At 29.5% G+C, this 14,844-nt stretch carries 14 protein-coding genes; 3 read left to right on the forward strand and 11 right to left on the reverse strand.

Annotated features, from left to right (window positions below; translation table 11 throughout):
* Nucleotides 1–83: 83 nt before the first annotated feature.
* On the reverse strand, nucleotides 84–2,495 hold the full coding sequence (locus OCV55_RS12370; RefSeq protein ID WP_147580771.1) for a glycyl radical protein: 2,412 nt from the start codon (nucleotides 2,493–2,495) through the stop codon (nucleotides 84–86).
* Nucleotides 2,496–2,658: 163 nt separating this feature from the next.
* Between OCV55_RS12370 and OCV55_RS12375 the strand changes: the two genes are divergently transcribed.
* Entirely contained in the window at nucleotides 2,659–3,555 is an 897-nt protein-coding gene (locus OCV55_RS12375) for a glycyl-radical enzyme activating protein (RefSeq protein WP_147580772.1), read from the forward strand.
* A gap of 15 nt (nucleotides 3,556–3,570) precedes the next feature.
* Here OCV55_RS12375 and OCV55_RS12380 read toward each other — a convergent pair whose 3' ends face one another.
* The 7 genes from OCV55_RS12380 to OCV55_RS12410 all read right to left on the reverse strand — a co-directional run bounded on the left by OCV55_RS12380 (nucleotide 3,571) and on the right by OCV55_RS12410 (nucleotide 9,352).
* On the reverse strand, nucleotides 3,571–3,714 hold the full coding sequence (locus tag OCV55_RS12380) for a hypothetical protein (RefSeq protein WP_155522455.1): 144 nt from the start codon (nucleotides 3,712–3,714) through the stop codon (nucleotides 3,571–3,573).
* 76 nt (nucleotides 3,715–3,790) lie between these two features.
* Complete coding sequence (locus OCV55_RS12385) at nucleotides 3,791–4,453, reverse strand: DUF5680 domain-containing protein (protein WP_022002696.1); 663 nt, start codon at nucleotides 4,451–4,453, stop codon at nucleotides 3,791–3,793.
* Between the two features lie 99 nt (nucleotides 4,454–4,552).
* A complete protein-coding gene (locus OCV55_RS12390; protein WP_147580773.1) occupies nucleotides 4,553–5,299 on the reverse strand; it encodes a DeoR/GlpR family DNA-binding transcription regulator in 747 nt (248 codons plus the stop codon).
* Nucleotides 5,300–5,376: 77 nt separating this feature from the next.
* The gene (gene rpoE / locus OCV55_RS12395) at nucleotides 5,377–5,709 is read right to left on the reverse strand and encodes a DNA-directed RNA polymerase subunit delta (protein ID WP_032089633.1); all 333 of its coding nucleotides are present in this window, start codon (nucleotides 5,707–5,709) and stop codon (nucleotides 5,377–5,379) included.
* A gap of 12 nt (nucleotides 5,710–5,721) precedes the next feature.
* Entirely contained in the window at nucleotides 5,722–7,383 is a 1,662-nt protein-coding gene (gene argS, locus OCV55_RS12400; protein ID WP_118632607.1) for an arginine--tRNA ligase, read from the reverse strand.
* Between the two features lie 75 nt (nucleotides 7,384–7,458).
* Nucleotides 7,459–8,967: a cardiolipin synthase gene (cls, locus tag OCV55_RS12405; protein WP_147580774.1), complete on the reverse strand. Its 1,509-nt coding sequence runs from the start codon at nucleotides 8,965–8,967 to the stop codon at nucleotides 7,459–7,461.
* Nucleotides 8,954–9,352 (reverse strand): hypothetical protein, encoded by a 399-nt coding sequence (locus OCV55_RS12410; RefSeq protein WP_052010804.1) that lies wholly within the window; start codon nucleotides 9,350–9,352, stop codon nucleotides 8,954–8,956. The genes cls and OCV55_RS12410 overlap by 14 nt, the downstream gene beginning before the upstream one ends.
* Before the next feature lie 54 nt (nucleotides 9,353–9,406).
* On the opposite strand from OCV55_RS12410, the gene OCV55_RS12415 reads away from it, so the two are divergent.
* A complete protein-coding gene (locus OCV55_RS12415) occupies nucleotides 9,407–11,281 on the forward strand; it encodes a transglycosylase domain-containing protein (protein WP_147580775.1) in 1,875 nt (624 codons plus the stop codon).
* Between the two features lie 41 nt (nucleotides 11,282–11,322).
* Complete coding sequence (locus OCV55_RS12420; protein ID WP_032089628.1) at nucleotides 11,323–11,754, forward strand: DUF4240 domain-containing protein; 432 nt, start codon at nucleotides 11,323–11,325, stop codon at nucleotides 11,752–11,754.
* A 204-nt stretch (nucleotides 11,755–11,958) separates the two neighbouring features.
* On the opposite strand, the gene OCV55_RS12425 is transcribed toward OCV55_RS12420, so the two are convergent.
* The 3 genes from OCV55_RS12425 to feoB all read right to left on the reverse strand — a co-directional run bounded on the left by OCV55_RS12425 (nucleotide 11,959) and on the right by feoB (nucleotide 14,843).
* Nucleotides 11,959–12,312 carry a heavy-metal-associated domain-containing protein gene (locus OCV55_RS12425; RefSeq protein ID WP_032089627.1) on the reverse strand — a complete coding sequence of 118 codons (354 nt, stop codon included), beginning with the start codon at nucleotides 12,310–12,312 and terminating at the stop codon, nucleotides 11,959–11,961.
* 118 nt (nucleotides 12,313–12,430) lie between these two features.
* On the reverse strand, nucleotides 12,431–12,619 hold the full coding sequence (locus OCV55_RS12430) for a FeoB-associated Cys-rich membrane protein (RefSeq protein ID WP_217498502.1): 189 nt from the start codon (nucleotides 12,617–12,619) through the stop codon (nucleotides 12,431–12,433).
* Between the two features lie 49 nt (nucleotides 12,620–12,668).
* Entirely contained in the window at nucleotides 12,669–14,843 is a 2,175-nt protein-coding gene (gene feoB / locus OCV55_RS12435; protein ID WP_147580776.1) for a ferrous iron transport protein B, read from the reverse strand.
* Between the last annotated feature and the right edge of the window lies 1 nt (nucleotide 14,844).

The following is a 14,844-nucleotide window of genomic DNA, read 5'->3' on the forward strand; positions in this document are numbered from 1 at the left end:
TCCTACAATTGGCATATATTCTACTGCTTCTTTTATATCTTCTAAGTTTACTGTATCAATTATAAATTCCATTTTCTTTTCTCCTATAATGTTTGTTCAGTTCTTCCAATAATATCATCTTGTGTTGCTTTTGATAACACATTAAAGAATGCGGAATAGCCAGCAACACGAACAATTAAATCTTTATGCTTTTCAGGATGTGCTTGGGCATCTAATAATGTTTCTTTAGAAACAACATTGTATTGAACATGATAACCTTTTAATCGATTGAAGAAGGTTTTAATCAACATTTCAATCTTTTCTTTATTTTCTTCTTTCGATAATAACTGAGGTGTTACCTTTTGATTTAATAAAACACCACCAGTAATTTCATGTGTTGGTAATTTAGAAACAGATTTAAACACAGCAGTTGGTCCTTTTTTATCCATCGCATGAGCTGGTGAACATCCCTCAGCAAGAGGTGTATGTGCTTTTCTTCCATCTGGAGTAGCCATTGTGCCATAACCTTGTCCAACGTTGGCAGAAATACTTGAAGTACCAGCATAACGAATCCCACCGATTGGACCTCTTCCATAACGAGTATTTGGATATTTTTTCATTTCATCAATATAAATATTATAAACATCAACTACTAATTGATCGACTTCATCAATATCATTACCATACTTAGGTGCATCATTAATTAACATTTCTTGAATTCTTTGACTTTCTTCACTTGTATAATCATCTAAAATAGCATTCCATAATTCTTCAGGTGTGATTTTTCTTTCTTCAAAGACAAGTTTTTTAATAGCTGCAAGACTATCTGCCATATTCGCAATTCCTACTTGTAACCCTGAAATAAAATCATAAACAGCGCCACCTTCTTTGATTGTTTTTCCACGACCAATACAATCTTCTGTCAAGGCTGAACATAAAACATCAGGAACATCTCTTTCAAGTGCTAAATCAATCGCATTTTCAACAATCACTGACATACGTGTCAAATGACGCATTCCTTTTTCAATCGCTTTAAAGAGTTCATCATAAGATGTCATATCTTTAAAGTAACCACTACCTTCAAAGAATCGTTTTCCAGAAGTCATATCTACCCCATCATTCATTGCCATTAATAAAATACGTGGGAAGTTCATATAAGACATCCCTGTACAACGATAACCCCATTTACCAGGAACTGCTGTTTCAACACAACCAATCGCTGAATAGTTATATGCATCTTCTTCTTTGACACCCTTTTCAATAAATGATGGAATAATGATTTCGTCATTATTGAATGCAGGCATTCCTGTACCAAGTTTCATAACTTCAATAGCTTCATCCAAAAAAGCTTTTGGCATATTTTTATGATATCGCACTGTTAAGTTTGGTTGTGGTAAACGTGTTTGGGCAACTGATTTTAATACTAAATATGAAAGTTCATTCGTTGCATCTTTTTTATCAGGTGTTTGTCCACCAATGGTTACATTTTGATACATTGGGCTTCCGGCACTTGAAAAAGTATGGGCTTGTGAACGCACCTTATTGATTGTTAGAGTTTTGATCCATAAGTTATCTAATAATTCAATAGCTTGTTCTTCTGTTATATTATGAAGATCTTTATCATGTTTATAGTAAGGATAAATGTATTGATCAAAACGTCCATAAGATAAAGAATGCCCATTCGATTCAATTTGTAGAATTAATTGAATAAACCATGTTGATTGAATCGCTTCATAGAAAGTTTCTGCTTTTTCATATGGAACTTTCTTACAAATACGTGCAATTTCTTCTAATTCTTCTTTTCGTTTCCCATCAGCACTTTCTGCAAGTTCTAAAGCAAGATCACTGTAACGTCTTGCAAATGTTTTAACTGCATCAATGACAATTAAAACAGCTTTATAAAATTGATATTTATCAATATTTTCAGGTATACATAAATCAAGTTTTTCTTTTAAATCTTTAACTCTTTCTTCATATCCTTTTAAACCTTTTTGTAAAACTTGTTGATAATCTACCGCTAAATGCGCATCTCCAGAATTAAGCTTCCCTTCCATTCCAAAGAAACCTGTTTCCATATAAACACTCACTTCATCTGGAAGCAAAGCGCCTCCTTTACTTCTTAAATTATTATTGTTCCAAAATGGTGCAATAGATCTTAATTCATCTTTTGTTTCTTCAGTAATATAGAAAATATCTCCATCTCTTTTTTCAAATAGATCAAGTTCATTCATCACAAATTCCATTGTATATTCTGGAAAGATGGGTGCATCTCTATTTGATGAAGCTTGATTTCCTACAATCAGAGTATCTTCTTCAATATAAATAGGCATCTTTTCTAAGATGTTTTTTAACATATACGCTCTTTTCATAATTGGCGGTTCATTTAAATGTTCTTTATATGCCTCTGTCGCAAGGAGTGCTCTTTTTGCACAGATATATGGTTTTTTATCTAAGACTTCTTCTCTAAAATGATTCATTCTTGATGTAAGTTCACCAAAGTGTTCACTATTTTTCATTTTTCTTCCCTCAACTTTCATTCGTAAGTTTTAAATCTTTCTTTTGCAATTAAATTATATAATAAGCAAAAAATAAGTCAATATTATTTTCATAAATAAACAATTTTGGTTTCATTTGAAAGTTATAAAAAGATATGTTAGGATATTAGCGAGGAGAAAAACTATGGAAAAAGGATTAATATTTAATATACAAAAATTTAGTATTCATGATGGTCCAGGTATTCGTACGACCGTTTTCTTTAAAGGCTGTCCTTTAAAATGTAAATGGTGTTCAAATCCTGAATCCCAATTACATAAGCTACAAATACTTTATGACTTTGAAAAATGTGTTCATTGTAAGAAATGTTTACTTAACTGCCCAAAACAAGCAATTACTGAAAAAGAAAACCATATGATCTTTAATCATGATAAATGTATTGGCTGTCTACAATGTGTCAATCATTGTCCAACTAAAGCATTAAGTCATGAAGGATACTTTAAAGAAATCCAAGAAATTGTGGATGTCTGCATGCAAGATATTGATTTTTATGAAGAATCTAATGGTGGTGTAACTATCTCTGGGGGTGAAGGTATGGCACAACCTGAATTTCTAGAAGAGCTTGTTTTATCTCTTAAAGAAAAGAATTTACATGTTGCTATTGAAACAACGGGATATATTCAAAAAGAAACATTTCAAAAATTAGCACCTTTATTTGATCTTTTACTTTTTGATGTAAAACATTATAATCGACTTCAACATTTTGAAGGAACAGGTGTTTATAATGATTTAATTGTTGAAAATCTTCAATGGGCTATTCAACATCAACTTAATGTTTTACCACGCATTCCTGTTATTCCTGATTTTAATGATTCTTTAGAAGACGCTCAAGGAATCAGTGATTTATTAAAAGTATCAAACATTCAAAAGGTACAACTTCTTCCTTTTCATCAATTTGGTGAAAAAAAATATGATTTATTGAATAAAGAATATTCTTTAAAAACTTATCAAGCTTATCATGAAGAAGATTTAAAAGATTACCAACAAATCTTTTTAGATAAAGGCATTGATTGTTTCTTTTAAGTATTTAAAAAGCTATCAACGAGGATAGCTTTTATTATTTTTATACTTAATACTTGTATCATATAAAATATTTAATACAAGCTGTGAATTATTAAAAACACTTTTATTTTTAGTATGCTTTTTCACATTTAAAATATCTTTTCTTTCTAAATTTTTCATATACTCTCTCCTGTTTTAGAAATAATCATTCTTCATTAAGAGTATATTAAAATTTATTTAAAATATTTGTCATTATTTATTTCACAATTCCGCCTTGTATAAATCCTTCATAAACTTTATATGTTTGATAATATATTTCTTCAACACCCTGAAAAAAATCAATTTTTCCTTGAATACGCAACAAGTAAAGATACTCCCCTTTTTGATAAAATAAAGGACCTCTAAAAGGCAATTCTTCATCAACTTGTAATAAAGCTTCTTTTAAAAAATCACCATTAAAGTTTTCCTCTATAACCCTTCCATAGTAATTCATAGACCAACATGGTTTTTCATCTTTATAAACAATTTCTTGTCCACTAAAATTTTCCGCACCAAAGAAAGAATCTAAATAAGTATAATTATTCTCTTGATATGAATAATCATGAGACTCTTTTCTTGAAGAATTGACTTTATTTGTTTTATTTGCATACGTTGCCTTTTTGGCTTTTACAAGAAAGCATGCAAGTTCACTTATTTCAATTTTATGAGTTTCTAATGTTAAACAATCATCTTCTTTAACTAAATAATCTATTGAAACACCAAAAAGATTTGAAAGTTTTATTAAATACTCAATATTAGGATAAATAGTTCCTGTTTCCCATTTTGTAACTGTTTGTCTTGAAACATTTAATTGATATGCTAGTTCTTCTTGTGTAAGCATGTTTTTCTTTCTATAATACACTATCTTTTCATTAAGCATTACTGTCACCTCCTAGAAAAATTATAACATTCTTACTTCTTATCACCAGCAACTTTCCTTTACATTTTTGCTACAAAAAATCCTAAGGAAACCCTAGGATCAAACTTTCTCAACTTGTATATGTTTTTCTTTAAAATATTCTTCAACTTCTTGAGGAATTCCTTGATCTGTATAAATACATGATACTTGATGTAAATCAATTAAATTAGAAACTCCTTTTTGATGAAACTTATCTGATTCAGTAACAATAATAACATGACTTGCTTGTCTTGCCATATCTTTAACAGCTTCACAACGCATATAATCATTTCCTGTAAATCCTGTATCAATACTAAAACCATCTGTTCCAATAAAGAGTTTATCCACAAAAAATGCTTTTGCACATTTTCTCATCATTGGTCCTATCATCACTTGAGATTCATGTTGATATTCTCCACCTAATAAAATAATTTTAATAGCTGTATGTTTACGAATATAATCTGCAATAAATGCAGAATTGGTAATCAGTGTGACATCTTTTTTTGTCTTTGCAATTTCTAAGGCTACTAGAGCACAACATGAACCTGATTCAATCATAATTGTTTCACCATGTTGAATCGATTCTACTGCTTTTTTAGCTACTTTTTGTTTTTGTTCATAATGATAAGCAAGACGAATATTCATATCATCACTTTTATTAAGAGTAGCATACCCATGTTCTCTAATTAACATACCACTTTCTGAAAGAGCATCTAAATCTTTACGAATTGTAACTTGTGAAACTCCTAGTAATTCAGAAAGTTTTGTAACTTCTACTTTTTTATTTTGTGTGAGTAATTCTAAAATCTTTGTTTGTCGTTTATTCATAAAATAATCCTTTCATTAATAAGAATATCTACTTTTATTTGAAAGCAAGGATTTTATTAAAAAAGAGGCCTTGCCTCTTAGTTATTGTAATCATCTTCGATTGTACTATCAACATCATCTTCTACTTCTTCAGATTCTTCATCTTCATCAGTATAGATATCATTCATGTCAATGTGTACTTCATCAAATTTATGACGAGAACGTAAATCCCAGTTATTTTCACCAACTGTAATAAAACGTCCGTCTAAAGTGATGTTTGTATAGAATAAAGATTCTTTTTCATTTTTTTCTTCTTCATCAAAACCTTTAACTTCACTTACTTCTTGCCATAATTTATAGAAATTAACTGCTTTTTTCTTTTTAGACATTAATTCATAAGCGACATCAACCATTGATCTATTTTTATCCATCTTTATCTCTCCTTACATTTTTTCAGGTGCTTCAACACCAATTAAGTTTAATGCATTTTTTAATGTAATACGTGTTGCTTCTACTAAAGCTAAACGTTGCATTGATAATTCAATATTTTCTTTATCTATTACATAACAATCATTATAGAAACTATGGAATAATTGTGCAAGTCTTTGAATATAATTTGCGATTTTATGTGGACTTCTTGATTTTGCACTATCTGCAATTTCATTTCTAAATTCATTAATATGTTTTAATAAAGCCATTTCTTTATCATTTACAAGTAATTCAAAATGATCTGCAATTGTAATATCATTTTCTTTAGCTTGTCTTAAAATTGAACACATTCTTGCATGAGCATATTGTGCATAATAAACAGGGTTATCATTTGATTTAGATTTAGCTAATGTTAAATCAAAATCATAAGGTGTATTGGCTGCTTTAGCGGCAAAGAAATAACGAGTTGCATCAACACCAATATCATCAATTAAATCTTTAATAGTGATTGCATTTCCTGTACGTTTAGACATTTTAACAACTTCACCATTTTCCATCATTCTTACCATTTGTAGAATATCAATATTTAATTGATCACTATTATAACCTAAAGCTTGAATAGCAGCTTTCATACGATTGATATAACCATGATGATCTGCTCCTAATAAATCTACTAAATATTCATAACCTCTATCTAATTTATTTAAATGATAAGCAATATCAGGAGTTAAATAAGTATAACTTCCATCAGATTTAATTAAGACACGGTCTTTATCATCTCCAAATTCAGTTGATTTAAACCATAAAGCACCATCTTGTTCATAAGTAAATCCTTTTTCTTTTAATTTTTCAATTGTAGGAACTACTTTATTTTCTTCATATAAAGAAGTTTCAGAGAACCAAACATCATGATGAACTCTAAATTCCGCTAAAATATCTTTAATTTTTTGTAATTCAAATTTAGTTCCTTCTTTTCTAAAGAAAGCAATCATTTCATCATGATCTGCATTTAAATATTTATCGCCAACTTCTTCTTTGATTTTAACAGCGATATCTTTAATATCTTGACCATGATATCCATCTTCAGGTAATTCAAAATCTAAACCAAAAGCTTCTCTATATCTTGCATATAAAGATAAAGCTAAATTATAAATTTGATTTCCTGCATCATTAATATAATATTCTCTTGTAACATCATATCCTGCAGCTGACATAATACGACAAATACTATCTCCTACTGCTGCCCCTTTAGCATGTCCTAAATGTAAATCTCCTGTTGGATTGGCAGAAACGAATTCAACATTATATTTAATTCCTTTTCCTGCATCACTTTTTCCATAATCATCTTTTTCTGCTAATACTTCTTTAATAATAGAAGTTAAAGCATCTTTTTTCATAAACATATTGATGAATCCTGGACCAGCAATTTCAATAGAATCGATATTTGCTTCCTCTTTATCAATTGCTTCGATTAATTGTTCTGCAATCATTCTTGGATTCTTTCTAAGTAATCTTGTAAGTTGCATAGCGATATTTGTTGAATAATCACCATGACTTTTTTCTTTTGGTATTTCTATTGTGATTTGATCTATTTCATAATCTTCTACAAAATTGCATTTAACCATTGCTTTTTTTAGTGCTTCTTTTAATGCAATTTCAATTTTATTTACAGCCATTTTTTACCTCCTTAAAAAAGATATTTAATCGTTTATACGTTACCATTAAGAGTGCATAAAGTCAATGTTTTTTACCTAAAGTAATGGAGCAATTACACGTAAAATTGCTTCAAACCAACCCATAAATTTACCAGTTACAACTTCATCCAAGGTAATTTCATGAGACTTTTCTACTGTCGCTAAAAAATCTTCCTTAATATCTTTTAATATTTTATTGTTATATAAATAAATTCCATTTTCAAAATGAAGATATAAACTACGATAATCTAAATTAATTGTCCCTACTGTTGCACATTTATCATCCACTAAAAAGTTTTTAGCGTGAATAAATCCAGGAGTATATTCATAAATACGAATACCATGTTTGATCAATGTTTGATAATATGAACGTGTAACTCTAAAAACAATTTTTTTATCTGGTATTCCTGGTGTAATGATGCGTACGTCGACTCCTCTTTTAGCAGCATTGATCAATGCTGTTTGTAAGTTATCATCTAAGATCAAATAAGGTGTTGTAATATATAAATAATCATACGCTTGATTGATCATGTTTAAATAAACATTTTCACCTACATTTTCATCATCTAAAGGAGAATCTCCATAAGGAGTTACATAGCCATCTACCTCAAATTTTTGCTGAGAGCGCACATAATACTTTTCATAATCTTCTTCTGTATTTCTTGCTACATTCCATGATTCTAAAAACATCTTCGTAAGCGAATTAACAGCAGGACCATGAATCATTAACCCAGAATCCTTCCAATGCCCATATTTAACTCTTTGATTAATATATTCATCTGCTAAATTAAATCCACCACTAAAGCCTATTTCACCATCAATCACCACGATCTTTTTATGATCACGGTTATTCATCGCTAAAGATAAAACAGGTATAAAAGGATTAAATGCCACACTCTTTATGCCCATTTTTTCAAGTTGACGATCATAATGACGAGGCAACATCGTAAGTGATCCTACATCATCATACATAAATCTCACTTCTACGCCTTCTTTAACTTTCTCTTTAAGAATATCTAAAACACTTTTCAACATTTTTCCTTCATCAACAATAAAAAATTGCATAAAAATGAATTTTTTCGCATTTCTTAAAGATTCCAATAAAGGTTCAAAAGCATCATCACCTAATGAAAAATATTTAAGATCTTGTCCATAATAAGTAGGATATCTTTGTTGATTTAAATAATTCATTTGTCCTTTAATATAAGGATCAGCTACTTCTTCTATAATATCATTTTCAATAATACGTTGATTCTTTATTTGTTTTAAAAAAGCAAATTGTAACCTTTGACTTGGTTTTTTATCTCCTAAAAATACATAAAGAACACCACCTACAAAAGGTACAGCAGCTATCAAAACAAGCCAGGTAATCTTATAAGCACTTGCATCATCCTTATTTATAATATATAAAGCAGCAAGAACGCTAATAAGCTTGAACAAATAGACAAAAAATCTAGATGATCTATGAATCGTCAAAAAGGCAACAAAAACAATAATTAATTGAATTAAAATCAATAAACCTGAAAATAATATTTTATTCGTTAATAACTTCTTAGATTGCTTCATTTTCTTCTCCATAAAAATCATATTTCATCATCACGTAAACTTCACTTAATTGTTGATGCTCATCACTTAAAATATACTTCACTTTTAAATAACGATCATGTTCCATTGTAATAAGTTCTGTAAAGAGTTCTATCATCCCATAATCTGTATGATAATGATTTCCTATCTTTCTATGATAAGAAAGATTTAATAAAGAAGGTCCATTAGCTAATGTCATTTCTTTACCTTTTAAAATAATTTCTATCTTTTGATCATTGTTATAGAAAGTAAATTTCTCTTTATCAAATCCTTTTTCATAGATTCCATCACTTTTAAATTGAACTGTTTCATGATGATCATCATATTTAAATATACTCTTATAATTTACTTTAATATTCTTTTTCATTCTATCACCGTGCATATTATAACATAAAATGGCAAGAATAAAATCGGTGATAAAATGAGACAGTTTATAAAAAGAATTCTTTATTGTTTTATATTTTTCTTCACATTTCTTTTATTGATGTATGTTATTGCCTTTTGTGTAGGAAAACCTGAACTTAATAAAGATCGTTACATAAAGCTTTATGATGATCAAAATAAGATTTTTTATCAAAGTGTCAATAATTATAGTGGGCAATATGTTTCAATTGATGATGTTAGTCCTTATTTTTTAAAAGCAATTGTTGCTATTGAAGATAAACGTTTTTATAGTCATCATGGGTTTGATTATGTCGGAATTTCCCGGGCAATAAAAACAAATGTCCTAAAAAGGAAAACTTCTCAAGGTGCTAGCACAATAACCCAACAATACGCTCGTCTTCTTTATTTAACAAATGAAAAGACTTGGTCTCGTAAAGTAAAAGAAGCTTTTTTTACTTTACAATTAGAAACGCATTTATCAAAAAAGGAAATTTTAGAAGGTTATATCAATAATGTCTATTTTGGACATGGAATTTATGGCATTGAAAATGCTTCCCAGTATTTCTATGGTAAAAAAGCAAAAGAATTGACTTTAAATGAAGCAAGCATGTTAGCAGGGGTTGTCAATGGTCCCCAATATTATTCACCAATTTTAAACAAAGAAAGAGCTAAACAAAGACAAAGTCTTGTTTTAAAAGCTATGTATGATAATCAAATGATTACTCAAAGTATTTTAGAGGCCACTCAAAAACAAACTCTTAATTTAGCAAGTGAACATTCACTTAATGAAAATATGTCTACTTATTATTATAAGGATACTGTTTTAGAAGAATTAGAGGAATTAGGTTTTTATAATAATCAATATTTAAATAAAGGATTAAATATTTATACTTCTTTTAACAGTAAATATCAAAATACTTTAAATGATCTTATTAAAGAAAAGAAAATACAAGGTGATCTACAATGCGCTTTTACGGTTGCAAATCCTAAAACCAATCAATTACAAGCCTTGATTGGTGGTAAAGATTACGCTAATTCTCAATATAATCGTGCTATACATGCTTCTAGACAAATAGGAAGTACAGTGAAACCTTTTCTCTATTATTTAGCCTTAGAAAACGGATTTAACCCCTCTACACGTTTTCTATGCGAACCAACGACCTTTAAATTAAGTAACAATACAACTTACTCTCCTGCTAATTTTCATCAAAAATATGCTTATCAAGAAATCACACTTGCTCAAGCTATTGCTGTCAGCGATAATATTTATGCTGTAAAAACACATTTATTTTTAGGTACAGAAAATCTTAGAGATTTTCTTAAATCCTATGGAATCAACGCTAAAAACAACGCCTCTTTAGCACTTGGAACAGTTAATACAAACATTTATAATCTTTCAAATATCTACTGTAATATTGCTTCTGGTGGTAAATATCAACATCTTTATACCATTGAAAAAATCGTTGATCATCAAGGAAAAACTATTTATCAACATAAAAATCAAAGAATTCAAAATTTGAACAAAGAAAGCTGTTTAATCCTCAATCAATTATTAACAGGAACCTTTAATAAACAATTTTCAACTTATTTAAATGCAACAATGGAAAATTATCAAACCAAATATAAAGTTGCCTGTAAAACAGGAAGTACAGATTATGATAATTTGATTGTTGCTTATAATCCTAATATCCTCATTAATGGTTGGGTAGGCTATGATGATAATCGAAAAATAGAAAACAGTCAGGAAAAAATACTTGCTAAAGAAGTGGCGATTAATTTTTTAAATAAAGAAATCAAAAAAGAAAGTTGGTATAAATTAACATCTAAATTAAATGCTATCGCTATTAATCCTATCTATGGAAATATTGATGAAACAGGGATTGTTTATTGGTTTAGAAAAGGGAGTCCTTGATATCTTGTTCATTATCCTATAGAATGGATATGGTGATGAAAATGTTTAAAAATTCTTTTTGGGGAATATTAAAAAAAGGTTATTGGGATAGTGAAAATACAGATGAAGTTTTTGAACCAATTATTAATTTTTTAGTAAATCATAAAGATCAATATATTTTTGATTTTCATGATTTAATGTCTGAATTTCTATATGAATTAGATCGTAAAGAAATCTATGAACATAGTATCAATCAAGAACAATTTAATGAGGAAGATTTCTTAAATCAAAGAGCTTATGTTCTTACAAATGGTAATAAATATTATCATGATATCATTTCCCTCATTAAACCACTAGATGGTGAATTAAAATGTCCACAGCTTTTAACGCTTCCAGCAAAAGCTTGGTCTATCAAAAACAACAAATCTATTGAAAAATATCCACATACACCTAAATATAATATTCAAACAAAAAGCAATACCAAATATTGGTAAAAAAAGAGGATTTTTGAAATCCTCTTTTTAGATACTTCATTATATATAGACATTATTAAAGAATTTGGAGTGCTTGGTGTATGAGATGTGTATTTCTTTAACTTTTAATCGCAACAATTATATCTTGTCTATACATATTAAATGTACCATGTATAGACATGAATATCAATCGTTTTATAAAAAAAGAGAAGAATTTCTTCTTCCCTAAATAACATCATATCCTGCTTGTTTGACAGCAGATATGATCACTTGATCATCAACATCTCGATCATAGACAACATGTGCTTCTTCTTTTTTTAAGTTCACTTGTGAACTTACGCCTTCAATAGCATTAATTGCACGTGTTACATTAGCCACACAATGTTGACAAGTCATACCTTTAATTTTAAATACTTTTTCTTTAATAATTGGATTGTCTAATTTTTTATCTTCTAAAGCTTGATAGATTTCTCCACCACCGCCACAACAAGAACTTTCACCCTTCATGTGTTTTCTTGTTGATTTTAAAGCAATACCAACAACCACCACTAATATAAGAACGATAATAACATTAGCCATAATTACCTCCTGTTATTTTCTTTTCTTCTTAATTTTTTGAACAAGTGTGTAAATAGAAACACCTATTAAATAAATAACAAGTACTCCTAAAAACATATAGAAAGTCGAACCACTTACATTACCCATGATTATGTCTCTCTTTCATTTTCTTTTGATCTCTATAATAATCATCTAAAGGAGATGAACATTGACTACACCCTGCACAAATACCACTACACTTATGTCCATCTTTCTTTCTAAAGAAATGTGTATAGATGACCCATGCACAATAGGTAACAATTAATAAAACAATAATCACATTAGCCATAATAATACCTCCTTTAATTTATAAAAATCCGGAGTAATTCCGGATTTTATTATGCTTCAACTGATCTTGTAGAATAAACTTTTTGATCTTTATATGGATCAGGTCTAAATAACATGTATAACATGAATGCAAGAACAACGAATGCAACAACTGTCCAGAATCCAAATGTTCCATATAATACTAATGAACCAATTTGATATACCATTAATGAAACAGCGTAAGCAAATACGTTTTGGAAGATAATTGCAAACCAGAACCATCTTCTATCATTCAATTCGTTAGCCATTGTTGAAATAGCAGCTAAACATGGTGAATCTAATAAGTTAAAGATTAAGAATGATAATGCAGCCATTGCAGTTGGGAACCATTGAGCTACACCAGCAGCAACGTTAACAGCATCTTCAGTATCTCCAGCAACATTAGCTAATACACCCATTGTAGAAACGATTGCTTCTTTAGCTGAGAATCCAGTTAATGATGAAGCAACTGATTGCCAGTTACCAAATCCAAGTGGAGCAAAGATTGGAGCAATAACGTTACCAATAACAGCGATTAAACTATTAGCAGTATCATCAACCATACCGAATGATCCACCTTCAAATCCAAATGTAGATAAGAACCAAATAATGATACAAGCAACAACTAAAATTGTACCAGCTTTAATTAAGAATGCTTTTAATCTTTCCCATACGTGTAATAATACAGTTTTAACACTAGGAATATGATATTCTGGTAATTCCATTACGAATGGAGCAGGTTTACCAGAGAATGGTTTTGTTTTCTTTAAGATAATAGCAGAAACTAATACAGCAACAATACCTAAGAAATACATTGCAGGAGCTATCATTCCTCCAGCTTCCCAACCAGCAACTTTACCAGCCATAACTCCACCTAATAAAGCGATAACAGGTAATTTTGCACCACAAGGAATAAATGTAGCAGTCATAATAGTTAAACGTCTATCATTATCTTGTTCGATTGTTTTAGATGCCATAATAGCAGGAACACCACAACCAGAACCAATTAATAATGGAATAAAGCTTTTCCCAGATAAACCGAAATATCTAAATACTCTGTCCATGACGAATGCAATACGAACCATGTAACCACAATCTTCTAAGATTGATAAGAATAAGAATAAGATTGCCATTTGAGGTGCAAATCCGATAACTGCACCAACACCACCGATGATACCATCAACGATAACAGCAGATAATAAACCACTTGCTCCAACTGAACTTAAGAATCCAGATACAGCATCTTGAATAGCTACAACAAAGACATCATTTGTCCAGTCAGTAACGAATGTCCCAACAGTTGTAACTGAAATATAGTAAACAATATACATGATTAATAAGAAAATAGGAATTCCTAAGAATCTGTTTGTTACAATTTTATCAATTTTGTCAGAAATTGTTAATTTTTCTTTTGGTTTTTCAACAGTTGTTGAAATTATTTTTTGAATATAAGTATAACGACCATCAGTAACAATACTTTCCATATCGTCATCTAATTCAGTTTCTAAATCTTTTCTTAATGCATCAATAGTAGTTTTAGCTTGAGCATCTAAAACAATATGATTCATTACTTTTTCATCATTTTCTAAAACTTTAACAGCATACCATCTTTTTTTGTTAGCAGCAATTGTTTCAGATAAAGTAGGAACAACAGTATCAATTGCTTTTTCAAGTTTTTCACTGAAAATAGCTCCTGGTAATTGATGTTCACCTTGTTTAGCAACTTTAACAGCTTCAGCAATTAATTCTTTTAAACCTGTTCCTTTTAAAGCAGAAGTTTCAATAATAGGACATCCTAATACCATTGATAAACGTTTAGTGTCAATTTTTAAACCTCTTTTTTCAATTAAGTCTGCCATATTTAAAGCAACAACTACTGGAACCCCAGTTTCAATTAATTGAGTTGTTAAATATAAGTTTCTTTCAATATTAGTAGCGTCAACTAAGTCAATGATGACATCTGGATCTTCATTTAAAAGAAAATCACGGCTGACAACTTCTTCTAATGTATAAGGAGATAAAGAATAAATACCTGGTAAGTCAACAACAGTAATATTATCTTCTTTGTTTCCTTTTACTTTTCCTTCTTTCTTTTCTACAGTAACACCTGGCCAGTTACCAACATATTGATTAGCACCTGTTAATGCGTTAAACATTGTTGTTTTACCACAGTTAGGGTTACCTGCAAGCGCAAATTTAATATTCATT

This window comes from [Clostridium] ammoniilyticum, assembly GCF_025566905.1.
GTDB classification, from domain to species: Bacteria; Bacillota_I; Bacilli_A; order Erysipelotrichales; family Coprobacillaceae; genus Faecalibacillus; species Faecalibacillus intestinalis.

Bases quoted from the DNA above. Each gene is read 5' to 3' on its own strand.
- OCV55_RS12410 (WP_052010804.1), bottom strand. From the start codon at position 9,352: ATGAAAAAGAATATTAAAGTAAATTATAAGAGTATATTTAAATATGAT.
- OCV55_RS12430 (WP_217498502.1), bottom strand. From the start codon at position 12,619: ATGGCTAATGTGATTATTGTTTTATTAATTGTTACCTATTGTGCATGG.
- argS (WP_118632607.1), bottom strand. From the start codon at position 7,383: ATGGCTGTAAATAAAATTGAAATTGCATTAAAAGAAGCACTAAAAAAA.
- OCV55_RS12420 (WP_032089628.1), top strand. From the start codon at position 11,323: ATGTTTAAAAATTCTTTTTGGGGAATATTAAAAAAAGGTTATTGGGAT.
- OCV55_RS12390 (WP_147580773.1), bottom strand. From the start codon at position 5,299: ATGAATAAACGACAAACAAAGATTTTAGAATTACTCACACAAAATAAA.
- OCV55_RS12380 (WP_155522455.1), bottom strand. From the start codon at position 3,714: ATGAAAAATTTAGAAAGAAAAGATATTTTAAATGTGAAAAAGCATACT.
- OCV55_RS12425 (WP_032089627.1), bottom strand. From the start codon at position 12,312: ATGGCTAATGTTATTATCGTTCTTATATTAGTGGTGGTTGTTGGTATT.
- OCV55_RS12385 (WP_022002696.1), bottom strand. From the start codon at position 4,453: ATGCTTAATGAAAAGATAGTGTATTATAGAAAGAAAAACATGCTTACA.
- feoB (WP_147580776.1), bottom strand. From the start codon at position 14,843: ATGAATATTAAATTTGCGCTTGCAGGTAACCCTAACTGTGGTAAAACA.
- OCV55_RS12415 (WP_147580775.1), top strand. From the start codon at position 9,407: ATGAGACAGTTTATAAAAAGAATTCTTTATTGTTTTATATTTTTCTTC.
- rpoE (WP_032089633.1), bottom strand. From the start codon at position 5,709: ATGGATAAAAATAGATCAATGGTTGATGTCGCTTATGAATTAATGTCT.
- OCV55_RS12370 (WP_147580771.1), bottom strand. From the start codon at position 2,495: ATGAAAAATAGTGAACACTTTGGTGAACTTACATCAAGAATGAATCAT.
- cls (WP_147580774.1), bottom strand. From the start codon at position 8,967: ATGAAGCAATCTAAGAAGTTATTAACGAATAAAATATTATTTTCAGGT.
- OCV55_RS12375 (WP_147580772.1), top strand. From the start codon at position 2,659: ATGGAAAAAGGATTAATATTTAATATACAAAAATTTAGTATTCATGAT.